Annotated in this window: 27 protein-coding genes, 1 tRNA gene and 1 pseudogene; 19 read left to right on the top strand and 10 right to left on the bottom strand. The window is 63.5% G+C overall.

Annotated features, from left to right (window positions below):
- Nucleotides 1–99: 99 nt before the first annotated feature.
- Nucleotides 100–438: a hypothetical protein gene (locus NKH89_RS24820; protein ID WP_023720576.1), complete on the bottom strand. Its 339-nt coding sequence runs from the start codon at nucleotides 436–438 to the stop codon at nucleotides 100–102.
- A gap of 278 nt (nucleotides 439–716) precedes the next feature.
- Nucleotides 717–791 (bottom strand) — tRNA-Gly (locus NKH89_RS24815).
- A 231-nt stretch (nucleotides 792–1,022) separates the two neighbouring features.
- Between NKH89_RS24815 and NKH89_RS24810 the strand changes: the two genes are divergently transcribed.
- The 4 genes from NKH89_RS24810 to NKH89_RS24795 all read left to right on the top strand — a co-directional run bounded on the left by NKH89_RS24810 (nucleotide 1,023) and on the right by NKH89_RS24795 (nucleotide 3,876).
- A complete protein-coding gene (locus tag NKH89_RS24810; RefSeq protein WP_352910391.1) occupies nucleotides 1,023–1,520 on the top strand; it encodes a prolyl-tRNA synthetase associated domain-containing protein in 498 nt (165 codons plus the stop codon).
- An 86-nt stretch (nucleotides 1,521–1,606) separates the two neighbouring features.
- Complete coding sequence (gene trxA / locus NKH89_RS24805) at nucleotides 1,607–2,599, top strand: thioredoxin (protein WP_352910388.1); 993 nt, start codon at nucleotides 1,607–1,609, stop codon at nucleotides 2,597–2,599.
- Nucleotides 2,600–2,762: 163 nt separating this feature from the next.
- Nucleotides 2,763–3,434, top strand: a complete 672-nt coding sequence (locus NKH89_RS24800) for an LON peptidase substrate-binding domain-containing protein (RefSeq protein ID WP_023720579.1) — start codon at nucleotides 2,763–2,765, stop codon at nucleotides 3,432–3,434.
- 205 nt (nucleotides 3,435–3,639) lie between these two features.
- Nucleotides 3,640–3,876 (top strand): Trm112 family protein, encoded by a 237-nt coding sequence (locus NKH89_RS24795; protein ID WP_023720580.1) that lies wholly within the window; start codon nucleotides 3,640–3,642, stop codon nucleotides 3,874–3,876.
- A gap of 90 nt (nucleotides 3,877–3,966) precedes the next feature.
- Here the strand turns inward: NKH89_RS24795 and NKH89_RS24790 are convergent, their stop codons facing one another.
- From NKH89_RS24790 to NKH89_RS24780, 3 genes are read right to left on the bottom strand one after another with little or no spacing between them, the layout of a single operon-like run.
- Complete coding sequence (locus NKH89_RS24790; protein WP_352496001.1) at nucleotides 3,967–7,269, bottom strand: error-prone DNA polymerase; 3,303 nt, start codon at nucleotides 7,267–7,269, stop codon at nucleotides 3,967–3,969.
- On the bottom strand, nucleotides 7,266–8,744 hold the full coding sequence (locus tag NKH89_RS24785; RefSeq protein ID WP_352481095.1) for a DUF6504 family protein: 1,479 nt from the start codon (nucleotides 8,742–8,744) through the stop codon (nucleotides 7,266–7,268). The genes NKH89_RS24790 and NKH89_RS24785 overlap by 4 nt, the downstream gene beginning before the upstream one ends.
- Entirely contained in the window at nucleotides 8,677–9,729 is a 1,053-nt protein-coding gene (locus tag NKH89_RS24780) for an ImuA family protein (protein ID WP_352910383.1), read from the bottom strand. The genes NKH89_RS24785 and NKH89_RS24780 overlap by 68 nt, the downstream gene beginning before the upstream one ends.
- Nucleotides 9,730–9,912: 183 nt before the next feature.
- On the opposite strand from NKH89_RS24780, the gene NKH89_RS24775 reads away from it, so the two are divergent.
- Entirely contained in the window at nucleotides 9,913–10,335 is a 423-nt protein-coding gene (locus NKH89_RS24775; RefSeq protein ID WP_352910380.1) for a metallopeptidase family protein, read from the top strand.
- 87 nt (nucleotides 10,336–10,422) lie between these two features.
- Here NKH89_RS24775 and NKH89_RS24770 read toward each other — a convergent pair whose 3' ends face one another.
- The gene (locus tag NKH89_RS24770; RefSeq protein ID WP_023721934.1) at nucleotides 10,423–10,629 is read right to left on the bottom strand and encodes a DUF1737 domain-containing protein; all 207 of its coding nucleotides are present in this window, start codon (nucleotides 10,627–10,629) and stop codon (nucleotides 10,423–10,425) included.
- A 24-nt stretch (nucleotides 10,630–10,653) separates the two neighbouring features.
- Entirely contained in the window at nucleotides 10,654–11,535 is an 882-nt protein-coding gene (locus NKH89_RS24765) for an HpcH/HpaI aldolase/citrate lyase family protein (protein ID WP_352910377.1), read from the bottom strand.
- Between the two features lie 278 nt (nucleotides 11,536–11,813).
- Here NKH89_RS24765 and NKH89_RS24760 point away from each other — a divergent pair, with 278 nt between their 5' ends.
- The 8 genes and pseudogenes from NKH89_RS24760 to NKH89_RS24725 form a co-directional block, all read left to right on the top strand.
- Nucleotides 11,814–12,284, top strand: coding sequence for a hypothetical protein (locus NKH89_RS24760; RefSeq protein ID WP_352910374.1), 471 nt, complete (start codon nucleotides 11,814–11,816; stop codon nucleotides 12,282–12,284).
- Nucleotides 12,209–13,372, top strand: coding sequence for a DUF4153 domain-containing protein (locus NKH89_RS24755; protein WP_502896941.1), 1,164 nt, complete (start codon nucleotides 12,209–12,211; stop codon nucleotides 13,370–13,372). The genes NKH89_RS24760 and NKH89_RS24755 overlap by 76 nt, the downstream gene beginning before the upstream one ends.
- Complete coding sequence (locus NKH89_RS24750; protein WP_352481091.1) at nucleotides 13,372–14,064, top strand: response regulator transcription factor; 693 nt, start codon at nucleotides 13,372–13,374, stop codon at nucleotides 14,062–14,064. Before NKH89_RS24755 ends, NKH89_RS24750 begins: the two co-directional genes overlap by 1 nt.
- Nucleotides 14,065–14,138: 74 nt before the next feature.
- The gene (locus tag NKH89_RS24745) at nucleotides 14,139–15,638 is read left to right on the top strand and encodes an ATP-binding protein (protein WP_502896940.1); all 1,500 of its coding nucleotides are present in this window, start codon (nucleotides 14,139–14,141) and stop codon (nucleotides 15,636–15,638) included.
- Nucleotides 15,639–15,669: 31 nt separating this feature from the next.
- Nucleotides 15,670–16,836 carry an NAD(P)/FAD-dependent oxidoreductase gene (locus NKH89_RS24740; protein ID WP_023721929.1) on the top strand — a complete coding sequence of 389 codons (1,167 nt, stop codon included), beginning with the start codon at nucleotides 15,670–15,672 and terminating at the stop codon, nucleotides 16,834–16,836.
- A 210-nt stretch (nucleotides 16,837–17,046) separates the two neighbouring features.
- Nucleotides 17,047–17,442 carry a hypothetical protein gene (locus NKH89_RS24735; RefSeq protein ID WP_352481088.1) on the top strand — a complete coding sequence of 132 codons (396 nt, stop codon included), beginning with the start codon at nucleotides 17,047–17,049 and terminating at the stop codon, nucleotides 17,440–17,442.
- A 235-nt stretch (nucleotides 17,443–17,677) separates the two neighbouring features.
- Complete coding sequence (locus NKH89_RS24730; RefSeq protein ID WP_352481087.1) at nucleotides 17,678–18,553, top strand: MBL fold metallo-hydrolase; 876 nt, start codon at nucleotides 17,678–17,680, stop codon at nucleotides 18,551–18,553.
- A 58-nt stretch (nucleotides 18,554–18,611) separates the two neighbouring features.
- Nucleotides 18,612–18,777, top strand: a pseudogene (locus NKH89_RS24725) (IS630 family transposase); the annotation flags it as partial.
- A 16-nt stretch (nucleotides 18,778–18,793) separates the two neighbouring features.
- On the opposite strand, the gene NKH89_RS24720 reads toward NKH89_RS24725, so the two are convergent.
- On the bottom strand, nucleotides 18,794–19,219 hold the full coding sequence (locus NKH89_RS24720) for a GNAT family N-acetyltransferase (RefSeq protein WP_352496013.1): 426 nt from the start codon (nucleotides 19,217–19,219) through the stop codon (nucleotides 18,794–18,796).
- 166 nt (nucleotides 19,220–19,385) lie between these two features.
- Between NKH89_RS24720 and leuD the strand changes: the two genes are divergently transcribed.
- From leuD to leuB, 5 genes are all read left to right on the top strand, one after another.
- Nucleotides 19,386–19,991: a 3-isopropylmalate dehydratase small subunit gene (gene leuD / locus NKH89_RS24715; protein WP_023721924.1), complete on the top strand. Its 606-nt coding sequence runs from the start codon at nucleotides 19,386–19,388 to the stop codon at nucleotides 19,989–19,991.
- 60 nt (nucleotides 19,992–20,051) lie between these two features.
- Entirely contained in the window at nucleotides 20,052–20,981 is a 930-nt protein-coding gene (locus NKH89_RS24710) for an Ivy family c-type lysozyme inhibitor (RefSeq protein WP_352516119.1), read from the top strand.
- Between the two features lie 148 nt (nucleotides 20,982–21,129).
- Complete coding sequence (locus tag NKH89_RS24705; protein WP_352495997.1) at nucleotides 21,130–21,513, top strand: RidA family protein; 384 nt, start codon at nucleotides 21,130–21,132, stop codon at nucleotides 21,511–21,513.
- Nucleotides 21,514–21,564: 51 nt separating this feature from the next.
- On the top strand, nucleotides 21,565–21,915 hold the full coding sequence (locus NKH89_RS24700; protein ID WP_352496012.1) for a VOC family protein: 351 nt from the start codon (nucleotides 21,565–21,567) through the stop codon (nucleotides 21,913–21,915).
- A 132-nt stretch (nucleotides 21,916–22,047) separates the two neighbouring features.
- Complete coding sequence (gene leuB / locus NKH89_RS24695) at nucleotides 22,048–23,151, top strand: 3-isopropylmalate dehydrogenase (RefSeq protein WP_352495996.1); 1,104 nt, start codon at nucleotides 22,048–22,050, stop codon at nucleotides 23,149–23,151.
- 58 nt (nucleotides 23,152–23,209) lie between these two features.
- Here leuB and NKH89_RS24690 read toward each other — a convergent pair whose 3' ends face one another.
- Both NKH89_RS24690 and NKH89_RS24685 read right to left on the bottom strand, forming a co-directional pair.
- Complete coding sequence (locus tag NKH89_RS24690; RefSeq protein ID WP_352481083.1) at nucleotides 23,210–23,923, bottom strand: DUF805 domain-containing protein; 714 nt, start codon at nucleotides 23,921–23,923, stop codon at nucleotides 23,210–23,212.
- Nucleotides 23,924–24,011: 88 nt separating this feature from the next.
- Nucleotides 24,012–25,844: a DEAD/DEAH box helicase gene (locus NKH89_RS24685; RefSeq protein ID WP_352856351.1), complete on the bottom strand. Its 1,833-nt coding sequence runs from the start codon at nucleotides 25,842–25,844 to the stop codon at nucleotides 24,012–24,014.
- 200 nt (nucleotides 25,845–26,044) lie between these two features.
- On the opposite strand from NKH89_RS24685, the gene NKH89_RS24680 reads away from it, so the two are divergent.
- Complete coding sequence (locus NKH89_RS24680; RefSeq protein WP_023721917.1) at nucleotides 26,045–26,194, top strand: hypothetical protein; 150 nt, start codon at nucleotides 26,045–26,047, stop codon at nucleotides 26,192–26,194.
- Nucleotides 26,195–26,296: the final 102 nt, after the last annotated feature.

Here is a 26,296-nt window from a genome sequence, read left to right as displayed (position 1 = left end):
GCATCAAAGGCCTTGAGAGTTCGAACGCCAGGCGGGGAAACGAAAAAAAGCCGCGGCGAACCACGGCTTTCAACGCGACAAGTTGTCAGTTTCGAATGCTTACTCGGTTTCGTCAGAGGTGTCGTCGGCAGTGTTTGCCGCGTCTTTCGCGGCCTTCCTATCCAGCGCTGCCTGCAAGGCCAGGGTGGCCTGCGGTGAGGCCGGTGTCGTGGCAACGACCGCCATTGCATGAGCAACTCCGGTCGTCGACTTGTCCTTGGCCGCGGCCGAGGTGGCGGCTCCGTGTCCCTGCGAGCCGGCCCCAGCCGAGTTTCCGCCGTTGCCGTGGCTGCCGCCATTGCCGTTCCCGCCGCCATTGCCGCCGGGGGCAGCGAGGACCGGAGACGCGACAAGGGTGAGAGCGGCCGCCGCTGCGAATAGATAGGTGCGCGTTTTCATAATTCCTCCTTCGAGTGGCCCTCCCGCCAGGATGGGTTCCAGTGAGAAACGTGAGGACTTTCCAAAGTGGAGCCCGCTGTCCAACAAGTTCCGTTCAAATAGAGCATTCTGCAAGACGGACCTTGGTCCGAGGACGACACGCAAAAGTCCTGAATTCTATCTGCAGCGTACTTGGCGCGACCGCAGCGCCTGCTGGCAAGTGCGTCCTGTGCCACCCAAATGCGAAAAAGCCGCGGCGGACCGCGGCTTTTCGATGCTTGATTTCCCTTGAGAGAAACTGGAGCGGGTGAAGCGATTCGAACGCTCGACCCCAACCTTGGCAAGGTTGTGCTCTACCCCTGAGCTACACCCGCTCGCGCGGCTTTCGGGCCGCAAGCCGCGCCTATATGGCTGAAGAGCGCGGCGATTGCAACAGGGAATTCGCAGGCTTTTTGCTTCGCCGGCAATGCGGACAAGCCGTCCCGCGACACGTCGCAAGGCAATCACCCCTGCATTGCGCGACGGGCTTGTCTTGGCCGCATCATTGGCCGTAAACGGCGTAGGCCGAACAAGCCGTTGAAAGCGGGCCATCAGAAGAAAGACCGATGCCGAAGACCGAAGCCGACCTTTTCGCCTTTCTTGCCGGACTCGGGATCGAGGTATCGACACAGCGGCATCCGCCGCTGTTCACTGTCGCCGATTCGCAGGTGCTGCGCGGCGAGATCGCCGGCGGCCACACCAAGAACCTGTTCCTCAAGGACAAGAAAGATAATTTCTTCCTGGTCAGCGTCGGCGAGGAGGCGGTGGTCGATCTAAAGCAGATCCATCATCTGATCGGCGCCGCGGGCCGCGTGTCTTTCGGCCGGCCGGAGATGCTGATGGAGCTTCTCGGCGTCGTCCCGGGCGCGGTCACCGTTTTCGGGCTGGTCAACGACACGGAGCGAAGGGTCAAGGTCGTTCTCGACGAGGAGCTGATGAGCCATGCTGTGGTCAACGCCCACCCGCTGACCAATGAGGCGACGACTTCCATCGCCGCCACGGACCTGGTCAAATTCGTCGAGGCAACCGGACATGATGCTGTTATCTTGAAAGTCTCGGCATGATCGCCACATGGGTGACTGAAACCGGGTTCTGAAGAAGGATGTTGCGCCTGTCCCTTGGCCGGCGGCGCGACCGAAAGGGCGACGAGATGAGCGATAGCAACCCCTTTGGCCGCCCATTTGGCAGCAATGGCGGTCAGTATGCCACCACCGTGCAGTATGGCGGCACCGATGCCGCGCGTGAGAAGGTCGCACTTGCGGAGGTGCCGGCCGACGTCATCAAGGACACCACGACCGCTGGATTTGCCGCCGACGTCATCCAGGAATCGCGCCGCCAGCCGGTGCTGGTCGATTTCTGGGCGCCATGGTGCGGCCCCTGCAAGCAATTGACCCCGCTGCTGGAAAAGGCGGTGAAAGCCGCCGGCGGCAAGGTCAAGCTGGTCAAGATGAACATCGACGACCATCCATCGATCGCCGGCCAGCTCGGCATCCAGTCGATACCGGCGGTCATTGCCTTCAAGGACGGCCAGCCGGTCGACGGCTTCATGGGCGCCATTCCCGAGAGCCAGATCACGCAATTCATCCAGAAGGTCGGCGGCAAGGATGGTGGCGCACCGCAAGTGGCCGAGGCGCTGGCCGCGGCCGCCGAGGCGCGCGAGGCCGGTGACGTGCAGACCGCGGCCGACATCTACGACGCTATCCTGGAACAGGCGCCGGAGACGATCGAGGCGATCGCCAGCTTGGGCGATCTGCTGTTCGAGGCCGGCGATACCGAAGGTGCCGATGCGATGCTGGCGCGGGCGCCGGAGGCAAAGAAGGATGCGCCGCAGCTCGCCGCGCTGCGCGCCAAGATGGCGCTCGCCGCGCAAGCAGCAGTGCTCGGCAATCCGGCGGAACTGGAACGGCGGCTGGCCGAAAATCCCGGGGATCACCAGGCGCGGTTCGAGCTTGCGATGATCCAGAACGCCAAGGGTGATCGCATGGCGGCGGCCGACAATCTGCTGGCGATCATCAAGGCCGACCGCTCGTGGAACGACGATGGCGCCAGAACCCAGTTGCTGCAGCTCTTCGAGGCATGGGGCATGACCGACGAGGCAACGCTGTCGGCACGGCGCAAACTGTCGTCGCTGCTGTTTTCCTGAGCCGGCGCAGACTGTTTTGTCCGGCGGGCTTGCGGTCGGCGGCGGCTGCGCCAGATTAGGTTTTCGGACGGCATTCGATTTCGGGTTTCCGGTGTCGCGCCTTGTGCCGGCCGGGAGGAGACGGGTTTGGTGCGCTTCCTGACGAAGCGATCGGAGGATTGAGGTGCAGGCGGGAAACGCGCATTACCGACTCGCTGCGGACTTACCGTCGACCATGCCGATCTTTCCGCTTGAGGGCGCATTGCTGCTGCCGGGAGGCCGCATGCCGCTCAACATCTTCGAGCCGCGCTATCTGCAGATGGTCGATGAGGCGATCGCCGGGGCGCGGCTGATCGGCATGATCCAGCCCAGCCTCGACGGTGCGCTGCGTCCCGACGGCGAGCCGGAACTCTGCAATGTCGGCTGTGCCGGGCGCATCATCGCGCTGTCCGAGAGCGGCGACGGTCGTTATCTGATTTCGCTGCAGGGCGTGTGCCGGTTCCGCATTGTCCAGGAACTCACCGTCAGGACGCCGTTTCGCCAGTGCCGGTTGGCACCCTTTCTCACCGATCTCGACGACGACCAGGCGGAAGCCGAGATCGACCGGCCGGCGCTGCTCAAAGCGTTTCGCGCCTATCTGCAGGCCAACGATCTGGAGGCCGACTGGGAAAGCGTCAGCCGCGCCGAAAACGCCATGCTGGTCAACGCGCTGTCGATGATGGCGCCCTACGGGCCGGCCGAGAAACAGGCGCTGCTCGAAGCGGCCGATCTAAAGACACGTGCCGAAACGCTGATCGCCATCACCGAAATGGCGCTGGCGCGCGACAATGAGGATTTCGGTTCGAGTTTGCAGTAGGCTCTTGCCTTCTCCCCTTGTGGGAGAAGGTGGATCGGCGCGTAGCGCCGAGACGGTTGAGGGGTGCTGGACGGAGTGCCGTCGGTGCCAAGCTGGAACACCCCTCATCCGACCGAGATTCGCTCGGCCACCTTCTCCTACAAGGGGAGAAGGGAAGTCCGCGCGCGAAACCCCGAAGCGGTTGCCTTGTGGAAGGACGGATCGAATGGCGGATGGACGTGACGGGAACAGGACTGTCGATCCCAAGCTGCTGGAACTGCTGGCCTGCCCGCTGACCAAGGGGCCGCTTGCCTGGGATCCGGAGCGCGGCGAGCTTGTCTCGCGGGTGGCAAAGCTTGCCTATCCGGTGCGGGACGGCATTCCTATCATGCTGCCATCGGAGGCGCGGGTCATCGCCATAGACGATGCCATGCCACCGCCGCGCCTGGGTGGCTCGGAATAAGGGCCGCTCCGCAGCGATCCTTCGCGCCCCCCTCTGTCCTGCCGTCATCAAATTCCGCACCGCAGCAACGCTCTGACGAAGACAGGGGGCCTATTGAAAATTGCGTCCCTTGGGCATGACCTTCTCCGCCTTTCCCAATAATTCCGTTTGCGCGATGCTGCCCGGCCGAGCCTCGTCTGTACGGCTCGAAGGCTCAGGTCCTGCCTCTTCCAGCAGCACCGACAGCCACGGCGTCAGATCCTCGACCTTCTCGGCGACGATATGGATGACGTCCGATTCCGATTGCAGCTTGCCGGTGACGCGGATGAGACGTGCGCCCATGACGATGGGGCGGAAGCGGTCGAAAGTCCTTTCCCAGAAAATGATGTTGGCGACCGCATTCTCGTCTTCCAGCGTCAGGAAAATCGCCTTGCCATTGCCCGGCCGCTGCCGCACCAGCACGAGGCCGGCGACCGAAACGCGCCGGCCGTCCCGCACCTGGCCGAGCCGCGCATTGGGCGTGACGCCGGACCGATCCAGCCTTTGACGCAGGAAGGCGACCGGGTGCGCCTTCAGCGACAGGCCGAGCGAGCGGTAGTCGTGGACGACGTGCTCGCCGAGCGGCATTGTCGGGAGCCGGGTTTCAGGCTCGAGATCGCGCAAGCGGATCGCCGGCTGATCGAACAGCGGCAGCTTTTCGGCGGCACTCTTGCCGTCGAGCGCGCGGACCGCCCATAGAGCGTTGCGGCGGTTCAATCCAAGCGAGCGGAAGGCGTCGGCCTGCGCCAGCTTTTCGATCTCGTCGACGTTGAGGCCCGAGCGCAGCCAGACATCGCGCACGGATGTGTAGCCGTCGCCGCGCCTCACCACAAATGCTTCCATGCGCTCCTTCGACAGGCCTTTGACCTGGCGAAAGCCAAGCCGGACGGCATGGCTGGTCCGGATGACACCGCGCATTTGAACATGGCGGTCGAGAATGCGGGCCGGATCGAAAGGCGATTGCTCCAAGGCGCAATCCCAGCCGGAAAAGTTGACGTCGACCTCTCGGATCTCGACGCCATGATCATGCGCGTCGCGGACAAGCTGAGCCGGCTGGTAAAAACCCATCGGCTGGGAATTCAGAATCGCGGCGCAGAACACGTCGGGATAGAAGGTCTTGAACCAGCAGGAGGCATAGACCAGCAGGGCGAAGGAGGCGGCATGGCTTTCGGGAAAGCCGTATTCGCCAAAGCCCTCGATCTGCTTGAAGCAACGCTCGGCGAAGTCTTTTTCGTAGCCCTTGGCAACCATGCCGTCGACCATCCTCTTGCGGTAATTGCCGATCGTGCCGGTGCGCTTGAAGGTGGCCATGGCGCGGCGCAATTCATCGGCCTCGCCCGGCCTGAAGCCGCCGGCAACGATGGCAATCTTCATTGCCTGTTCCTGGAACAGCGGCACGCCCAGCGTCCTGCCGAGTATTTTTTCCAGTTCCGGCTTCGGGTATTCGGGCTTTTCCTTGCCTTGCCGGCGGCGCAGATAAGGGTGGACCATGTCACCCTGGATCGGGCCGGGCCGCACGATTGCCACCTCGATGACGAGATCGTAGAAGTTTTTCGGCCGCAGCCGCGGCAGCATCGACATCTGCGCGCGCGATTCGATCTGGAAGACGCCGATCGTGTCGGCGCGGCAGATCATGTCGTAGACATGTTTGTCCTCGGCCGGGAGAGTGGCCAACACATAGGGTTGGCCATATGCGTCCCGCGCCTCGGGATAATGATCCTGGAGCAGGGTGAAGGCGCGCTGCAGGCAGGTCAGCATGCCGAGCGCCAGCACGTCCACTTTAAGGATTTTCACCGCGTCGAGGTCGTCCTTGTCCCACTCGACCATCTTGCGCTCGTCCATCGCCGTCTTGACGATGGGTACGATCTCGTCGAGCCGGTCCCTTGTGATGACGAAACCGCCGACATGCTGCGACAAATGGCGGGGAAAGCCCATGATCTCGTTGGCGCATTCGATCACATGCCTTGTCGAGGGATCGGTCTGATCGAGGCCGCCGGCTTTTGTCTCCTTTTCGCCGAGCTCCGAGGTCGACCAGCCCCAGATCGAACTGGACAGCGCGCTCCGGACGTCGTCCGACAGGCCCATCGCCTTGGCCACTTCGCGCACCGCAGAGCGGCCGCGGTAGCTGACGACAGCGGCGGCCAGCGCGGTGCGCTTGGTGCTGTATTTGGAATAGATGTACTGGATGACCTCCTCGCGCTTTTCATGCTCGAAATCGACATCGATGTCGGGCGGCTCGTTTCTTTCTTCGGAAATGAAGCGCTCGAAAAGCGTGTCGATCTTGTCCGGGCCAACTTCGGTGATGCCGATGCAGAAGCAGACGATCGAGTTGGCGGCGGAGCCGCGCCCCTGGCAGAGAATGTTCTGGCTGCGGGCGAATTTGACGATGTCGTAGACAGTCAGGAAATAGCGCGCGTAGTTCAGGCGCTCGATCAGAGCGAGCTCCTCCTCGATGCGCTGCGTCACAAAAGCGGGCACGCCCGAGGGGTAGCGGATGGCGGCCCCCTCCTTGGCCAGCCTTTCCAGCTCGGCCTGTGGCCCGAGGCCCGATTCCGTCGGCTCGTCGGGGTAGTTGTATTGCAGGTCACTGAGCGAGAAGCTCAGCTCGCCGGCAAAACGCAGCGTTTCCGCCAGCGCTTGCGGATGCCTGCGGAAAAGCCGTGCCATCTCCAGCGGTAGCTTTAAATGACGCTCGGCATTGGCCGCCAGTTCCAGCCCCACCTCGGCGACGGGCACATTGAGGCGGATCGCCGTCAGCACGTCCTGCAGCGGGCGCCGTTCCGACGTATGGTAGAGCACATCGTTGGTCGCCATCAGCGGGATGCCGGCCAGTTCGGCCATCGCCGCCGCCTGCTCGATACGGAAGCGGTCGCTGCCGCGGTAATCCGGCGAAACCGCAAACCGCAGGCTTTCGCCGAAGCGATCCGTGAGCCGGCTAAGCACAGCAAGGCTATCGGCCGCGCCCGTCGACACATCCGGCAGGATGGCCAGCGACAAGAGATCGCCCCATTCGAGAAGATCGCTTTGTTTGAGAAGCGTTGCTCCCTTTTCGTTTTCGTCGCGCAAATTGGCCTGCGTCAGCATGCGGCAGAGATGGCCCCAGCCCTTGCGGTTCTGCGGGTAAGCGAGAATGTCCGGCGTGCCGTCGCAAAATACCAGGCGGCAGCCGGGATGATAGGAAACACCCTCCACCTTGGCCTGCTGCCAGGCGCGCACGACGCCCGCCACCGTATTGCGGTCGGCGAGCCCGATCGCTGAAAACCCCATGAATTTCGCCGCGACCACCAGCTCCTCCGGTTTCGAGGCGCCGCGCAGGAACGAGAAGTTCGACTGGATGCCGAATTCGGCATAGGGAACGGCTGTCAGCGCATTCATGCGAAGACTCCATGCATGAACCAGCGCGGAGCGGGCTGCGAGGCGCCGTAGAGGCCTTGGCGGTAAAGCCAGTAACGGCGGCCGTCGGCATCCTCGATGCGGAAATAGTCCCGGGTCGGCGCATCTTCCCGTCCCGCCGCCTCTCGCCACCATTCAGGCGCAATGCGCTCCGGCCCTTCGGCGCGCGCGACCCGGTAGAGCGCGCGCCGCCAGCGGAAGTTCAAAGGTGGGCCTTCCGGCATTTCGGTGGCCGGCACCTCGATCGGCTCGGGCGAACGGAAAAGCCGGATCGGCCGTTCCGGCTGGAAGACGGTCGTGGGAGCATCCTTCACCTTGTCCGGCTGCTTCGGCGGCGAGCTTCTCTGCGGCGCTTCGGCGAAGGGAATGGCGGCGACGGCGCGCTCCGGCAGATGGCTCTCGACGGCGACCGGCTTCAAGACCGCGCCTTCGCCGAGCCGGGCGCGGATGCGGTCGGCAAAAAGCGCGATGTCGGCGCCCCCGTCGTTCGTCTCGCCGGCAAGGTCTGCCTGCTGCATGTCGAAGGCGGCGGCGGTCAGCACCGAGAGGCGCACGAGATCGAAACCATAGCCGGCGTCGATATCCTGTTCGAGCGCGGCAAGCCTTTCGTGAAACAATTTCTGGATCAGCAGCGGCTCGCGCAAAGGTCGCGAGGTGCCGACGGCGATGCGGCTGACGCCGCCATCGACGCGAAAGAGCAGCAGCGCCAGCCGCCTTGCGCCCTCGCCGCGACGCTCGAGGTCCTTCTTCAATGTGGCCGCCAGCATGCCTGTCAGCTGCTCGATGTCCTCGGTCAGCATGATCGGCTCGGCGAGGTGGCGTTCGACCGAAAGCGGCGCGACCGGCAGGCGCGGCGACACGGCTTCGTCGAGGCGGCCGAGCGCCTGGTCGAGGCGCAATAGCAGCGATGCGCCGAAGCGGCGGGCCAGCGGCGCGCGCGGTGCCGCCATGACGGCGCCCGCCGTGCGCAGGCCGACGCTTTCGAGGCTGGCGCGGACCTCTGGATCGATGCGCAGTGCCGCCAACGGCAAGGGCGCGAGAAGCGCTTCCTCCTCACCATCGGGAACGATGCGGTCGCCGGCAAACCGCGCCGCCGCCCAGGCCGAGCCCGGCGTGGCGGCAAGCCCGGCGCGGACATCGAAGCCCTGATGGAAAAAACGCGACAGGATGTCGTCCAGCATCGAGCGTTCGCCGCCGAAAAGATGGGTGCAGCCGGTGACGTCGAGATAGAGGCCATCGGCCCCGTCGAGCGCCACCAGCGGGGTATAGCGGTCGCACCAGTCGGCGAGGCCTTCGAGCAGGCGCCGGTCGGCTTCCGGATCGGCCTCCACGATGTCGATCGAGGGATGCATGGCGCGTGCATCGGCTATGCCCATGCCGCGTTTCAGGTTAAGCGCTTCGGCCCGCTCGTCGAGGGCGGCGATGCGCTGGGCGTTCCGGTCGCGGTGACTGATCACCAGCGGCAGGTGATCCGACGGCCGGGAACGCCAGGACCGCCCCAGGCGCTGCCGCAGGATCCTCTCGGCGGCGAGATGTGGAAACCACAGGGACAGGATTCTTTGCCCATTCCTCGCCCCGTCTTTCTTCGAATATGCGTTCATCGGGGTTCCACTCCAGTGTGAATTTTCCGGGCAAGGCAGTGCGGCTCTTGCCGATGGTGATGGTGAAGGCGGGCCGGCCGATCGAGCCGGCGAGCGGCCCGGCGATCGTCTCGCGCGCTGCCGCCGGTGCCGCCGACAGGATGAGGCGGACGGGCGCTGCCGTCGGCTCGGGCTCGCCGGCCTGGCGCAGCAGGAAAAGCGGCCGGCCGGCACTCTGCGCCCGGGCGTGCAGCCGCCGCGTCGCGGTGAGATCCAGCCGCTGCGGGTTGCCACGGATTTCGAGGATGACTGCGGCCAGCGCCGTCATCCTGGCGGCCTCCTCGGCGACCCACAGCGCATCGAGCAGCCTTGGCGCCTCGGAAAACAGCAATTGCTCCGGCTCGATGCCGAAGAAGGCGTGAAGCCCCCCGGCATAGGGAAAGCCGGCCTCGCGGAAAACCTCGGATGTGCCGATCCACAGCACCGGCAGTCGCGGCCCCTGGCTGAGGATCAGGCTGATGAGCGACAGGACAAAACCGGCGACTGCTCCGGCATCGCGGGTCGCGGCGCCATGAAACTCGCTCAGCGCCGCCTTCGGCAGGCCGCCGCTCAGCGCAGCATCGAGGCGCTCGGCACCGGTGCGCAAAAACGCATCGGGCGGCGCGGCGAGGCCGCGACGGACAATCGTCAGATTCCGAGCGGGTGTCGGATTCCGAGAGGATGCCAGACTCTGGCGAGGCACATCCGCGTCAAACGACGAACCGGCCGGCGCTTCCAGGCGCTCGGACAAGGTCCCTTCGATCTTCGCGATCTGGCGGCGCAGGGCAAAAACAGTCTCCCGCGCCACGGCGCTTGTCGCCATGACGGTCAGCTTCCACTCACAATTGTTCCTGTTATGTTCCTATAGATTCCAGAGGGCGGCCAAAGAGTCAAGCGGAGTCATGGGGAATTTATTCCTGCCTTGATGGCATGGTCCGGGCGCTCCAGCCCGACCATTTGCCGAGTCCGGCCCGAAAGCCTATATGCCGGGATCAAAGGACAAAGCATGGCTCGCATCTACCAAACACGCATCTGGCACGACCAGCTTTCGCCAACGATGGAGGAAATCGAGCTCCTGGCGCTGGAGGCCTATGCCCATCTGCCGGAGGAGTTTCGCGAGCTGACCGGCGAGATCGTCATTCAGATCGCCGAATTCCCGACCGACGAGATCATGGACGACCTTTCGCTGGAAACGCCCTTCGACCTGCTCGGCCTGTTCGAGGGGCGCGGCATCGCCGAGCGCTGGAATCCGCAGACCGGCGAAGGCCCGAACCGGATCACGCTCTACCGCCGCGCCATCCTCGACTACTGGGCCGAGAACGAGGAGACGCTGGGCGACATCGTCACCCATGTGCTGATCCATGAGATCGGTCACCATTTCGGCCTGTCGGACGATGATATGGAGAAGATCGAAGAGGCAGCGGAGTGACGTCGTTTTGACTGGAGAGCGCAGCGTTCCTTCGCGCCAGCGTCCAGAAGTGTCCCGCATTCGCGGGCACCCGAAGCGATGTCAGCGCTACCAGTCGCTGAGCTTGGTGTCGGGGCCGTATTCCTGGCCTTCGATGTCCTTCACCACCGCCTGGCCGCAGCGCATGGTCTTGGCATTCTTGTCATAGGCATAGGTCGGCGAGCCGAACAGGTGCCAGCCCTTGTTGAGCGCCGCCGTCACCTTGTGGCAGAAGCTGGCGTCGTCCGGGCCGGACAAAAAGCGGTAGAGTTTCATTTTCAATCCCGTCGTGAGTTGCAATCATGCGCGAACAGCGGCGGCCTTCGCCAGCAGTTTTTCGGCCTGCGCCAGATGCAGCCGCTCGACCATCTTTCCGTTCAGCGCAATCACCGCCTTGCCGGTATTTTCGGCGAGCGCGAAGGCATCCTTGATCGCGCCCGCCTCGGCCATCGCTTCAAGCGACGGCGCAAAGGCCCGGTTTGCGGCCTCGATCTGGGCCGGATGGATCAGCGATTTGCCGTCGAAGCCCATGGCGGCCGCTTCCGTGCACTCGCGCGCAAACCCGTCCATATTGCTAAAATCATTGAAGACGCCGTCGAGCAGGTCGAGGCCGCCGGCGCGCGCGGCGAGCACCATCTGCATCAGCCACGGCACGAGATAGCGCCGGTCGGGCGTGGTGAGAATTCCGGTGTCCTTGACCAGATCATTCGTTCCGGCAACGAAACAAACCAGTCGAGAGGCTGGGTCGCGGCCAAGCTCGGCGATCGGGCCGATGTTGAGCAGCGCCTTGGGTGTCTCCATCATCGCCCATAGCTTGACCTCGTCCGGCGCAAAATTGTCGTCGAGAACGTCACCGGCCTCGAGAATGTCGCGCGGCGTGTCGACCTTGGGCAGCAGGATGGCGTCGGGAGCGCATTTTGCCGCAGCCAGCAGATCGTCGGCGCCCCATTCGCTCGACAGCGCATTGATGCGCACAACCATCTCGCAGCGCCGGTTGGAACGGCCGGCGAAAATCCCCGCCAGTTTTTCGCGCGCGGAAAGCTTGTCGGCCGGGGCGACGGCGTCCTCGAGATCGATGACGACGGCATCGCAGGCCAGCGACCGGATCTTGGCCAATGCCTTGTCGTTCGAAGCCGGGACGTAAAGCACCGAGCGGCGCGGGCGGGAGGGTTCGGCAGTCATGTCCGATCTATGCCGCCTGCAGACGGCCGAGGCAAGCCGTGCATAAAAACTGCACGCAATTTCGGAAAATCTCCTCGTCTCCGCCCCGCTTGCCACCCGACAGAATGCGACAAGGGCGGCATGCAAGAGCAAACAAATTGCCGTTGGTCCCTGCCGTACCGGCTTCGCCGCGACAGCTGGTGGCTTGTCGATCCGCCCCCGGCAAACCTCCTCCCTTTCGTCCGCAAATCCCCGCCCAGATATTCCGGCCGCATCAAAGCGGCCGAGAAAGCCCGATCATGACAGCGTTCCTCACGCCGGCGCCGAGCTATTGCAGCCGCTTCGGCGTTGCCGTCCTGCTCGTCGCGCTGGCCGATTTTTTCTTCTATAGCCAACCGGCCGGCATCACGCTTTTCCTGTTCGGCGTTGCGATTGCCACCACGAGCATGGCTGTCCATCCTCTCGGCTCCTTCAACGATGGCAGGCCCTGGTTCAAGCCAGTTGCGCTGCTTGTGGCGCTGCTGCCGGTCGCGGAAAATGTCAGTGCGCTGTCCGTCTCGATCGGGCTGGCGGCGCTGGCCGTCTTCGCGCTTTCGCTGGCCGGGCGGTTGAAGCACGGGGTTGCCCGCATTGCCGGCCAACTCTCGCTATTCCTGCTTGCAACGCCCTTTCGGTTCGTCCTGGATTTCTTTCGCTGGCGCAAGGCGGCCGGCAGCTTGGCCGACGGCGCGTGCGCCTTGCAACGATTGCCGTCTGGGTCATGCCGCTAAGCCTCGGCGCGGTGTTTCTCGCGCTGTTCGGCGCCGCCAATCCGGTCGTCGAATACTGGCTGTCGCTGATCGACCTAATGGCACTGCTCGAGCTCATCCAGCTGCCGCGTCTCGCCTTCTGGCTGTTCGTGCTGGTCGGCGTCTGGGCCTTTCTGCGCCCGCGCCTACCGCGCTTTCTCCGCTCCATTCCGCGTGTGCTGTCGCCTGTGCCTGTCGGCCGGGCGACGACAAAACCCGCCAAGGCGATCGAGGACATCATCTTCGGCAAGGCCGCGATTCTTCGTGCGCTGGTCGTCTTCAACATCCTTTTCGCGATGCAGACCGCGCTCGACGCCACCTATCTGTGGGGCGGCATCGCGCTTCCCGACGGGCTGACCTACGCCGCCTATGCGCATCGCGGCGCCTATCCCTTGATCATCACAGCGCTGCTCGCAGCTGGCTTCGTCCTGGCGGCGCTGCGGCCGGGCAGCACGACCTCCAGCGATCCGCTCATCCGCCGGCTGGTCTACGTCTGGGTGGCGCAGAACATCGTGCTGGTCATCTCGTCGATCCTGCGGCTCGACCTCTATATCGGCATCTACGCGCTGACCTACTGGCGCATCGCCGCCTTCGTCTGGATGGGACTGGTGGCGGCGGGCCTTGCCCTGATCATCGCCCGCATCGCGTTCGAAAAATCCAATGAATGGCTGCTTTCCGCCAATCTTCTGACGCTTTCAATGACGCTCTATGCCTGCTGCTTCGTGAACTTCGCGGCGCTGATCGCCAACTACAATGTCGAGCACTTCATTCGAAATGACCGGCCAAGGCACCGAACTCGATTTCTGGTATCTGCGTACGCTCGGTCCCAGCGCCTGGCCGGCGCTCGACCGTTTCCTCGAGCATCAGGGCAGGACGAATGCGGCCAGCGTTTCCTCGTACCGCGAACTCGCCCGTTTGCTTGGGCAGGACGAGGCCCGCTACCGCGCCGGCCTAGAAAACTGGCGCGCCTGGAGCTTTCGCGACTGGCGGCGCCTTCGTGCTCTCGACACACGTATCCCGTTCGTGGTTCCTCCGATGTCCGAACCCTTCATGCCGGGCCGCTGATTTGATGCCGCACCACATACTGGTCGCCGACGACGATCCGCACATTCGCGAAATCATCTGCTTCGCGCTCGAAAAGGCCGGCATGAAGACGCTGGCGGTGCCGGACGGCGCGGCTGCCTTGCAGGCGATCGAACGCCGCGCGCCCGATCTCGTCGTGCTCGACATCGGCATGCCGGAAATGGACGGGCTGGAAGTGTGCCGGCGGCTGCGCCACACATCCGACGTGCCGGTGCTGTTCCTGTCAGCGCGGGATGAAGAGATCGACCGCATCCTCGGGCTGGAAATGGGCGGCGACGACTATGTCACCAAGCCGTTCAGCCCGCGCGAGCTGGTCGCCCGCGTCAACGTCATCCTGCGCCGCGCCCGGCCTGCGCCCGAACATGCCGATGATCGGCAATTCTCGCATGGCAGACTGGCCTTAGTGCCGGCAAGCCATACAGCCAGCTTCGACGGCAAGCCGCTGGTGCTGACGGGCATCGAATTCGCGATCCTGAAAGGGTTTTTGGCGCGTCCCGCGCATGTGCTCGGCCGCGACATGGTGATGGCTAATGCCTATGCTGCCAATATCCACGTCGCCGACCGCACCGTCGACAGCCATGTCCGCAACATCCGCGCCAAGCTGGCGGCGGTCGGCTGCGTCGATGCAATCGAGACCGTGCATGGCGTCGGCTTCCGGCTCGGCAAATGCGGCGCGTGAGCGCCCAAGAACGGATTGGCAGCAAATGGCGGCCACGGCTTGCCACGGTCGTCATTGCCATCCTGATCATGGTGATGGCACTGCCGCTGGCCGGCCTGTTCTTCTTCCGGCTGTACGAGAACCAGCTGATCCGCCAGACCGAGGCCGAGCTGATCGCGCAAGGTGCCGCCCTTGCCGCGATCTATGCGCAAGAGGTCCGTGAGGCCGGCCTTGCCCCGGAAAAGCTCGGCACACCTATGCCTCCACCCAGTACAAGGGATCGGGCTTCTGCCTATCAGCCGATCGAACCGCGCCTCGATCTTGCGTCCGACAGGATACTGCCGACCCGGCCAGCGGCCACGGCGGCCAGCGTCGATCCTGCCGTCGCGGCGATCGGCGCGCGGCTGTCGGGCATTCTTGCCGCGACGCAGAAAACCACGCTGGCCGGCTTCCGGCTGCTCGATCCCAGAGGCGTGGTCATCGCCGGGCGTGAGGAGGCCGGCCTGTCGCTCGCCGCTGTCGAAGAGGTTCGCGCAGCACTTGCCGGCCGCTACGCCAGCGCGCTCAGGCTGCGGGTTCCCGACCAGCCGTCGCCGCCGCTCTATTCGGTCAGCCGCGGCACCAAAGTCCGCGTCTTCGTCGCCATACCAGTTGCGGTCTCCGGCAAGGTCGCCGGCGTGGTCTATCTGTCGCGGACGCCGAACAACATCGTCAAGCATCTCTTTGGCGAGCGCGGCAAGGTGGCGCTGGCGGCAATCGCCATCCTCGGCGGCACGCTGCTGATCGGGCTGGTCTTCCTGCGCACCGTCAGCCGGCCGATCTATGCACTGATCGAGCGCACCGAGCGCATCGCCGCCGGCGACCGTGAGGCGATCAGGCCGCTTGATCACCACGGCACGCGCGAAATGGCGGCGCTCTCCGCGGCCTTCCTCGACATGGCCGAAAAGCTGCATGCGCGCTCCGACAGCATCCAGACCTTCGCCACCCACGTCTCGCACGAACTCAAATCGCCGCTGACGGCGATCCAGGGGGCAGCCGAACTGCTGCGCGATTCGGGCGGCGCGATGGACGAGGCCGAGCGGCGGCGTTTTTCAGACAATATCGTCACCGATGCCGGCCGGCTCAATCTGCTGGTGCGCCGCCTGCTTGACCTTGCGCGTGCCGAAAATCTCGAGCCCAGCGGCCAAGGCACATCACTCGCTCCGGCACTGGCGCTGCTGCCGGCCGACCACAGGCTGGCGGTGCGCCTCGAGGCGGGCGCCGATATCGGCCTGCGCATATCGGCCGAAAACGCCGCGATCGTGTTGGCCAATCTCATCGACAATTCGGCGCGACACGGCGCGACGCTGGTCTCGGTCACGGCAGCAAGCGCGGACGGCAAGGCCACCATTGTGGTGGACGATGACGGCGCCGGCATTTCGCCCAGCAACCGAGGCCGCATCTTCGAGCCGTTCTTCACCACGCGCCGCGATTCCGGCGGCACCGGCATGGGCCTCGGCATCGTGCTGGCCCTCCTGAAAGCGCATGATGGCACGATCCGGCTGGTTGACTCGGCGAGCGGCACGCGCTTCGAGATCATCCTGCCGGCGGCGTGACTCGGCGGTTCAGACCGGAAGGGCGAAAAAGGTGCATTACGACATCATCATCATCGGCGGAGCCATCGTCGGCTCCTCGGTCGCCTATTATCTGCGCGAGGAAGGGTTTTCGGGCCCGATCGCGGTTGTCGAGCGCGACCCGCAATTTTCCCATGCGGCGACAACGCTGTCCTGCGCCTCCATCCGCCAGCAGTTCTCGATCCCTGAAAACATCCGGCTGTCGCAGTTCACGCTGAAACTGTTCCGGCGGTTGAAGGAAGAATTCGGGGCGGACGCCGATATCGGCTTTCGCGAAGGCGGCTATCTGATCCTTGCCGGCGAAAACGGGCTGCCTATCCTGCAGGCCAACCACGAGGCGCAGATGGCCGAGGGCGCCGACATCGTGCTCGAGGATGCCGAGGCGCTTGTTCGTCGGTTTCCGTGGCTATCGGCCGAGGGTATCACTGCCGGGGCCTACGGCCGCAGCGGCGAGGGCTGGTTCGACGCGCATGCGATGCTGATGCTGTTCCGCAAGGCGCTGCGGACGAAGGATATCGACTTCATCACGGCGTCGGTGACCGGCATCGAGCGGCAAGGCGGCCGCGTCACCGGTGTGACCCTCGAAAATGGCGAGCGGCTTGAGGCCGGCATCGTCGTCAATGCTGCCGGGCCGAATGCCGGCAAGGTGGCAGCAATGGCCGGGCTGGCGCTGCCGGTGGAGCCGCGCAAGCGCAATGTCTTCGTCTTCGAGGCGCGCGAAAAATATGACGACATGCCGCTGCTGGTCGACCCGAGCGGCATCTATGTCCGGCCGGAAGGTTCGGTCTACATCACCGGCGGCGCCGAGCCGGAAGAGGGCGAAGGCCCCGCCGACCCCACAGATTTCGAACCCGACTGGCCGCTGTTCGAAGAGGTGATCTGGCCGGTGCTGGCGACCCGTATTCCGGCCTTCGAGGCGATCAAGCCGACGCGCGCCTGGGTCGGCCATTACGACTACAACACGCTCGACCAGAACGCGGTGATCGGTTCGCATCCCGAGGTCGGCAATTTCTTCTTCGCCAACGGTTTTTCCGGCCACGGCTTGCAGCAGGCGCCGGCGGTCGGCAAAGCGCTGGCCGAACTGATCGTCCATGGCGGCTATCGCACGGTGGATTGCTCGGCGTTTGGGTATAGCCGAGTCGCTGAGGGGCGGGCGTTTCGTGAATTGAACGTGATTTGAGGGAAGGCCGCCCAGAATAAGCCGCTCTGTCGAGTTCCCGCCCTCCCCTCTGTCCTGCCGGACAGAGGGGAGGCTGCCCCGCCGATATCAAAAGTCCGCACGCTAGTAGTCAGAACCTGACGCTTGGTACCCGAAACGGAATACCGCTGCCGACTCATTTCGGACATCTAGGGCAGATACTTAAAGAGCCATGGAAAGCAGGAATTTGGCTTGACCTCCACTAGTTGGAAGGCACTTTCAGTGTTGATGTTCGCAATTATCCCATTCTCTGGATGCAGCAACGACCCTGAGTCACCGGAGAACAAACGTATATACTCTGTTCTCCAGCATCAGGAGTTTGAATTACGTCAGCAGAATAATCGTGCCAATTATTTTTTTGGCAAGCGAGTAATGGATACTGAAATCAATACTATCGCCTTCCCTCTCGCCGGTGAGGCGAAAGGCTATGTAGTGTTTTATGCCACGCCCGAAGAGGGTGGGTTAATTCTGTCGGTTCCGCAGCAATATGACGATATCAGTCTGACGAAGCAGACGCTTGAAGCCATCGTTGATAAAGGCCTCATCTCAAAGCCGCTTGAAATTCACCTTGCGTCACGCGCGCACTGAGCGCTTTGCCAAAAAGTACATGGTAGCGTCCGCTTTCCACCCTGAGCGGGCTTACGGCCCCGGAACCAAGCGTCAGATTTCGACCACTAGTGGTTAAGTTCTAACGCTTGGTACCCGATCGTGAGCGCGGCCACATCGCGAGCGCTCCTTCTCCTACAGGCAGAAATGTCTGACGCCATCTGGCCGCAAATGTTATCTCTAGTGATCCGTCCTCGATCGAAGAAGGATGCAGTCAGTGGATGACTGGAGAATCGGGAATATCTGGATAACCAGAATTCTGGAGATGTGCGACCCCCTGCGGACGCCGTCGGAATGGTTTCCCGACTGCACCGATGAAGCGCTCGAACCGCATCTTCATTGGCTCACGCCGCGATTAATATCGCCTGCAACCGGCCGGCTTATTCTTCCCATCCAGAGTTTTCTTGTTCGTACCGGACACCACACCATTCTGGTCGACAGTTGCGTCGGCAACGATAAGACGTTCGCATACTTCCCCCATTGGCATCGCCGCAATGACGGCACCTTTTTGGAGCGCCTGGCAAATGCAGGTGTTGCTCCCGAGCAGATCGACTATGTGCTGTGCACCCATCTTCATGTCGACCATTGCGGTTGGAACACACGATTGGTGGACGGGCGTTGGATACCGACATTCCCGAACGCCCGCTACATCATGGCGCGGCGCGAGTTCGAGGCCGCACAGGCGGCCTCCGGTGATGACGAAGATCGGACCTATGAGGACAATGTGTTGCCAATCGTCGAGGCTGGTCGGGCTGTGCTTGTCGATATGGATTATGAACTCGATGGCGAAGTGTGGCTGGAACCGACGCCGGGCCACACCCCGGGGCACGTAGCCATCGGCCTGAAATCTCGAGGCGTAGGGGCAGTGTTTTCCGGCGATCTCATGCATTGGCCGATGCAATGCATATACCCTGACTGGAGCTTTCGGTACGACACGGACCCTGACCAGGCACGTCGGACGAGATGGGCATTCCTGGAGGCTTGCTCGGACAATGGCCGCATCGTAATGACGTCGCATTTTCCCTTGCCGTCGGTGGGAACCATCTCGCGACGCCAGTCATCATTCTGGTTCGAGGATCAGCAGCCGCCGTAGTCGCCGAGGACGCCGACTGGGCGATCGCCCTCGGCCACCCGCACTTGTCGAAGCGCCGCTCAAGCGCGGCGTCTTTCACTCGGTGGTCGACCTCCAGGGCGGCAATCTACCCCTTCCTCGCCGAGCACAACCAGCAGCCCAGACCCTTCATCTGGACCGCCGACCCCGACAGGATCGCCGCCGCGGTCAAACGCGGGCACCAAACGTTAGATTCGATCCACTAGCTGGCAAGGCAACGCGTCAGCGCTTGCGGTCGAACCAGAACGCGTCGGACACGCGCTTCATGCCGATGCGCTCATAAAAGCCGACGGCGTCGGGCATGGAAATCAGGCTTATGGCAACGGAAGGCCCGAGTTGCCGGCGCGCTTCATCAAGCAGGCCCTTGCCGATGCCGAGCCCTTGCGCCGATTTGCAAACGGCGAGCTCGGAAACGTAACAGACCCACGAGAAATCGGTAACACCGCGGGCAACACCGACCAGCGGCTTGCCTTCTGTATCGAGACGCGCGGTGAGCACCAAATTGGCCCCTGACAGCATCGCGTTCAATCGGGTGTCGTCATCGACGGGGCGATTGGCGCCGAGGCCGGATTCCACCAGAACGCGGCGGAACTCGGCGATGCCGAGACCCGGTTCGCTGGCGTAGAGGACCTTGGATCGCGTTGTCATGTCGACAAAAGTGCACCATGGGCCGGTGGTTTTGAAGCTGTTTTGTACCGATCTTGCGTTTCGATCGACGACGGAGGTCCAAAAACAGCCGCCTTTTATTTGCCCGCGGCTTTGTGTAAACCGGGCGCCAGCAATTTCCCGCAACAAGAAGAAGACGGGCAAGGACATGGAAAAATTCACCAAGCTCACCGGCGTCGCCGCGCCGATGCCGATCGTCAATGTCGACACCGACATGATCATCCCCAAGGATTATCTCAAGACGATCAAGCGCACCGGACTCGGCACCGGCCTGTTCGCCGAAATGCGCTACAAGGACGATGGTTCGGAAAACCCGGACTTCGTGCTCAACAAGCCGGCCTACCGCAAGGCGCAGATCCTGGTCGCCGGCGATAATTTCGGCTGCGGCTCGAGCCGGGAACATGCGCCGTGGGCGCTGCTCGATTTCGGCATCCGTTGCGTCATCTCGACCTCGTTCGCCGACATTTTCTACAACAATTGCTTCAAGAACGGCATCCTGCCGATCACCGTCAGCCCGGAAGATCTTGAGAAACTGATGGACGATGCTTCGCGCGGTTCGAACGCGACGCTGTCGGTCGATCTGGAGGCCAAGGAAATCCGTGGGCCTGACGGCGGCGTGGTCAAGTTCGACCTCGACGAGTTCAAGCGCCATTGCCTGCTCAACGGGCTCGACGATATCGGCCTGACCATGGAAAAAGCCGGCGCCATCGCTTCGTTCGAGAAGAGGAACGCCGCTGAGCGCCCCTGGGCCTGAGCGGTACGATGCCCCGGCCGCGACAGGCCGGGTTCGTGGCGGCTGAACGGAGGGACAGTCATGACACGTTCGCTTCTTGTCGGCGCCTGCGCGCTGGCGTGGATTCTGATGCCGGTGGCTGGCGCGCATGCACAGACCGACATGGTGCTCGTGCCGGCTGACGATGCGCCCGGCAGGGCCGCCGACCAGGGCGCGTTGAGCAATGCGGCCCTAGCCGACAATGACAAACAGGCGCCGATCCCGTTCGAGGGCGGCCAACTGACCATCACCCAGGAGGAAGAGTACGGGGAACGGGTGCTCGCCTTCGACGGCAAGGAACTGGCGCGCAATTACGACGTCTTCTTCGACAAGATCGTCGAGGTCGGCGGCGTCAAGGTGGCGCTGATCGATGTCGGCGACGGCGGCAATCAATGCGGCCCGGCCAAGGTGATCGTGTGGAAGCCGGAAGGCGGCACGATCCAGACGGTCACGGTCGAGCAGGACGAATGCGGCGCGCCGCCGACCGCGATCTCCGACAGCGCCATCTATTTCGTGCCCTATCTGCTGCCGGGCGATTCCAAGCCGGCGCTGCAATGGTCGCCGACAGCCGGACTGATGACTTCCGGCAATCTCACCTACATGCCGGAGCCGGGCACCGACTGGAAAGACGTCGATCCGTCGAAATACGACAACATCATCGACGCCTTCCACAACGAGGCTGTCTACAAGCAAGCGGAGACGCTGCTTGGCAAGGACATGCCCGACATGGCGACCAGCCTGCTGGTCGGCGGCGGCACGGAAAAAACCGCGTCGGGTGCCTTCTTTGCCAGCGGCTGCGTGCCGCATGATTGCGGCGGCAATGACGGCTTCATGGCGGTCGACCCGGTCAAGCACAAGCTCTATTTCGCCCGCCGCGGCGACAAGCCCGAGCCGGACGCGTGGCCAGCGGTGAGTACATGGCCGGCCGACGTCAAGGAAGCGCTGGACAAGGCGCTGGGGTCGGCGAATTAGGTACTTTTGCAAAGCGCAGTGACCACCACGCCTTGGACGAGAGGGCTTTGTCGAGGCGGGAGACTCATAACAACCGTCAGTTCTATCTGGCCCATGGCGGGATCGGCTCGTTCCCTGCAAGATATCCGCGACGATTTGCGGAGGACCCATGCGAAAACTGATCTCCACCGGTTCGCCCTTCGAAAAGACCGCCGGCTATTCGCGCGCCGTGGTGCAGGGCGACTGGTGTTTCGTGTCCGGAACGACCGGCTACGATTATGCGACCATGTCGATGCCGGAGACCGTGGAGGCACAAACGCGCAATTGCCTGACGACGATCGCCAAGGCGTTGCGAGATGGCGGCTTCGAAATGGCTGACGTGGTGCGGGCACATTACTACATCACCGATGCGGCTTTCGTAGATGTGGTGTTCCCGATCCTCGGCGAGGCGTTTGGCGAGATCAGGCCGGCAGCGACGATGATCGTGTGCCAGCTCAACAAGCCGGAAATGAAGATCGAGATCGAGGTGACGGCGCTGCGGCGCACAGCCTGATACCTGTCACGGTTGTGACAACGATACGGTTAGCACGAGGATCGGCCCATGGTGAAGGTCAGACGCATCGTTGCAAACATAGACACGCAGGATATCGCGGCGGCAAAACCCTTCTATCGGGATGTGCTCGGCCTCGATCTCAAGATGGATATGGGCTGGATCGCTACCTATGGCTCGCAAGAGACGATGTCCGTACAGGTCAGTTTCATGGCCGAAGGGGGATCAGGAACGCCGGTGCCGGACATCTCTATCGAAGTCGACGACGTCGATGCCGCGCTTGAAAGCATGAGGACGGCCGGCTTTGCCATCGAATACGGTCCGGCGGACGAACCCTGGGGCGTGCGGCGCTTCTTCGTGCGCGACCCGTTCGGCAGGCTGGTCAATATCCTTTCGCATCTGTAGGCGTTTTGTCTTGAGCATCGGATTTTCCCAAAACCGGTTTCCACTTTGAGTCCGATGCTCTGAACCGCAGGCTTGCGCGCCGGCTGCTTGGCGTTTAGCAAGGCCGCGGCTCACGACACAGGACGGTTCCACATGGCTTCGAAAAATCTTCTCCTGCTTGCCGGCGATGGCATCGGCCCCGAGGCGATGGCCGAGGTGAAGAAGCTGATCGCCGCTATGAACGACAAGCTCGGCAGCGATTTCGTCACCGATGAGGGCCTTGTCGGCGGCTGCGCTTACGACGCACATGGCGCGGCGATTTCCGATGCCGACATGGCCAAGGCAATGGCGGCGGACGCGGTGCTGTTTGGCGCCGTCGGCGGACCGAAATGGGATGCCGTGCCTTACGAGGTGCGCCCGGAGGCGGGTCTGCTGCGGCTGCGCAAGGACATGGAGCTGTTCGCCAATCTTCGACCCGCCATTTGCTATCCGGCGCTGGCGGCGTCCTCCTCGCTCAAGCAGGAGGTGGTCGAGGGGCTCGATATCCTCATCGTGCGCGAGCTCACCGGCGGCGTCTATTTCGGTGAGCCGAAGCAGATCATCGATCTCGGCAACGGCCAGAAGCGCGGTATCGACACCCAGGTCTACGATACTTTCGAGATCGAGCGCATTTCGGGCGTTGCCTTCGAATTGGCACGCACGCGCAAGAACCACGTCACCTCGATGGAAAAGCGCAATGTGATGAAATCGGGCGTGCTGTGGAACGAGGTCGTCAGCCAGACGCAAAAGGCCAGGTATGCCGACGTCAAGCTCGACCATATGCTCGCCGATGCCGGCGGCATGCAGCTGGTGCGCTGGCCCAAGCAGTTCGATGTCATCGTCACCGACAATCTGTTCGGCGACATGCTGTCCGACATCGCCGCCATGCTGACCGGCTCGATCGGCATGCTGCCGTCGGCCTCGCTCGGCGCGCCGGATGCCAAGACAAAAAAGCGCAAGGCGCTCTACGAGCCGGTGCATGGCTCGGCGCCCGACATCGCCGGCAAGGGCATCGCCAATCCGATCGCCATGATCGCCTCCTTCGCCATGTGCATGCGCTATTCCTTCGGCATGGTGACTGAAGCCGACAAGCTCGAAGGTGCGATCGCCGCCGTGCTCGACGACGGCCTGCGCACCAGGGATATTCATTCGCCGGGGATGACCGAGGTCGGCACCGCTGAGATGGGCGACGCGATCATCGCCAAGTTCCTGGGCTGATCCTGTGTAGGTCGACGTCCGCTGGGCGACTGCCGCCGATGCGGCGGCACTCCCGCGGTTAGATTTGGACACCCGCCGGCACCGGACCCCACTGGTTTTCACGCGGCTGGGTCGGGATCAGCGCAAAGATCAGGATGATCACGGTGCCGAAGGTCGGGATCAGGAAAAGCAGGAAGAGCCAGCCGGTCAGGCCGATATCGTGCAGGCGGCGCACGTTGAGCCCGAACCACGGCAGGGCTGTCGCCAGCAGGAAGAGGCCGCAAAGGCCGACCGTCACTGCCGGCAATTCACTGTTGTCGAGATTGCCCATGGCGTCGTCGATGAAGACGCCGAATCCTATCGCCACGATCAGCGCGATCGTCCAGAACAGGCAATAGCCCCAATATTCCTTGCGGCGGGCACGGCCGGCGAAGTTGAAATAATTTTCGGTCAGGCCACGCGAGAAGTAGCTCCACAGGCCGGTGGATTCGGCGGTTTGATTTTCAGCGGAACGGCCGAAATGTTGCGGCTGACGTGCCGCGGGCGCATTGCCGGCCTGAGATGGGGCGGCGGTTGCAGCGGAGGCACGGGCGGGTGCACTGGCAGGTTGGGCGTGGATCGAAAAAACATCGCGTGCCCGTCCGCCAGCCGGCTGGAATTCGACGGTCGTGCCTCCGGCAACCGACGCTTGGCGGCGCAAGTCCTCGCGCGCGAAGCTGTAGCGGTTGCCATCGGCCCCGGTAATGAAACCGAAGGCCTGGTCCTCGTCATAGTGAAGAACTTCGCCGCGCATGTCCTGCCCACCCCATTGCCCTGCCCCAGACTGTGCAAAGTTCCGGTAGACCGCAAGGGGCGTGCGCGAAATGGAAGGGGCAGACTATTCACCCCGGCCGTTTCTTCGATTTCTTGTGTTTCGCCGGTCCGCCTTCGAATTTCGCCTTGGCCGGTTTGCCGGCCCAGGGCTTTGCCTCGAATGCCGGGCGCTGGTCAGCCGGTGCGCGCTTCTCGAATTTGGGCGTGTTCTGATCGAATGTCCGCTTGCCGCGGTGGGGCTTCTTGTCGGGGCGCGGCTCCTGATAGCCGGCCCGCGACAGATCGGGCGTGCCGTCCAGCCGCTTGACCGCAATGTTGCCCTGCAGCTTGCGGTCGGGGCCGATCGCGGCGAGGAAGCGCTCGGCCCAGTCCGCCGCGATCTGCACGAAGGTTTCTTCCGGCTGCATCTTGATGGCGCCGATCTCGCGCTTGGAGATGCCGCCTGTCCGGCACAGCATCGGGATCAGCCAGCGCGGCTCGGCATTCTGCCGGCGTCCGACCGACAGCGAGAACCAGACGCTGTCGCCGAAATCGTCGCGGCGGCTCGGTGCCTCGTCCCGGCGCGCAAATTTTTCGCCCGACGGCGTGAACGGTGCGACGTCGAGAAGGTCCTCCGGCGCCGAGCGGCTGGAGCGGCACATCCGTACGAAGGCTGCGGCGACCTGTTCCGGCCCGTGCTGATCGAGAAGCGCCTGGACGAAGCCGCGCTCCTCATCCTTCATAGGCTCGCTGAGGACCGGGTCGGCGAGAATGCGCTCGTCATCGCGCCGGATCACGTCGTCGGCCGAGGGCGGGCTCGCCCAGGTCGCCGCAAGGCCGGCACTTTGCAGCAGCCGCTCGGTGCGCTTGCGGGCATTGTTCGGCACGATCAGCGCGCTGACGCCCTTGCGCCCCGCCCGTCCCGTTCGCCCGCTTCGGTGCAGAAGCGTCTCCGGGTTGGTCGGCAAGTCGGCATGGATGACCAGCTCGAGATTGGGCAGGTCGATGCCACGCGCCGCGACGTCAGTGGCGATGCAGACTTTGGCGCGGCCGTCGCGCATCGCCTGCAGCGCGTGGCTGCGCTCGTTTTGGCTCAGCTCGCCGGACAGTGCCACGACGGAAAAGTTGCGGTTGTTGAAGCGTGCTGTCAGGTGATTGACGGCGGCACGCGTGTTGCAGAACACCAGCGCGTTCTTCGCCTCATAGTACCGCAGCACGTTGATGATGGCGTTTTCGCGGTCGGCCTGCGCGACGCCCAGCGCCCGGTATTCGATGTCGAGATGCTGCTTCTCCTCGCCGGAGGCCGAGATGCGCACGGCATCGCGCTGGTAGCCCTTGGCCAGCGTGGCGATGGAGCGCGGCACGGTCGCGGAAAACATCAACGTGCGGCGCTCGGCAGGGGCGGCGTCGAGGATGAATTCCAGGTCCTCGCGAAAGCCGAGATCGAGCATCTCGTCGGCCTCGTCGAGCACGACTGCCTTGAGCGCCGACATGTCGAGAGAATTGCGGGTGATGTGGTCGCGCAGGCGGCCGGGCGTGCCGACGACGATATGGGCGCCACGCTCCAGCGCGCGTCGCTCGGTGCGCATGTCCATGCCGCCGACGCAGGACGACACCGTGGCGCCTGTCAGCTCGTAGAGCCATTCCAGCTCGCGCGTCACCTGCAGGGCCAGCTCCCGCGTCGGCGCCACGGCCAGCGCCAGGGGTGCCGCCGCGTGGGAAAAGCGCTCCGCGCCGTCGAGCAGCGTCGGCGCCAAGGCCAGTCCGAAAGCGACGGTCTTGCCGGAGCCGGTCTGGGCTGAAACCAGCGCATCGGCCTGACCGAGCTCAAGAACCGCTTTCTGCACCGGTGTCAGCTCGACATAGCCGCGTTTTTCCAGCGCCTTTGCCAGCACGGGGACAATAGCTTCGAAGTTGGACATATGCTTCTTTCGAAATTCGGATTCTTAAATGCCCGGCGACGGGTCTGATGTCGGCAAGCGCCACGACGGGCGCCACGAGCCAAACGATGCCCGTTCGTACTTCGTGCCGCCCTCGTTGTACAGGGCGGGCGATCCGCCTGGTTGCGATTGACTCCTTACGCAAACCGCGTAAAAGCCGGCACCGAACGGGATAGTTTTCGATGCGCGGCCTTTTGATGGCGCTTCTTGCCTTCGACATCCCCGGCCCCAATGCGAACCATTGGGCCGGACGTCTCGGTGCGCCTTTCCGTTCCAGCAAAACCACGTTCTTGGTCAAAAAAACCGGTAAAACGACCACCAAAACGGTCTGATTCCCTTGGCCTAACCACCCTCTCCCGGGTCCGGCCCGGGGTGAAACCCGCATTGGCCGGCGGGTTTCTCCAGAAACCGAGCGGAGAGGGACAGGAGATTTC

Origin of the sequence: Mesorhizobium sp. M0923 (genome assembly GCF_040319365.1) — a bacterium.
Taxonomy (GTDB): Bacteria; Pseudomonadota; Alphaproteobacteria; order Rhizobiales; family Rhizobiaceae; genus Mesorhizobium.
Note: the sequence above shows the minus strand (reverse complement) of the source record. Positions and strands in the feature narration are given on the sequence as shown.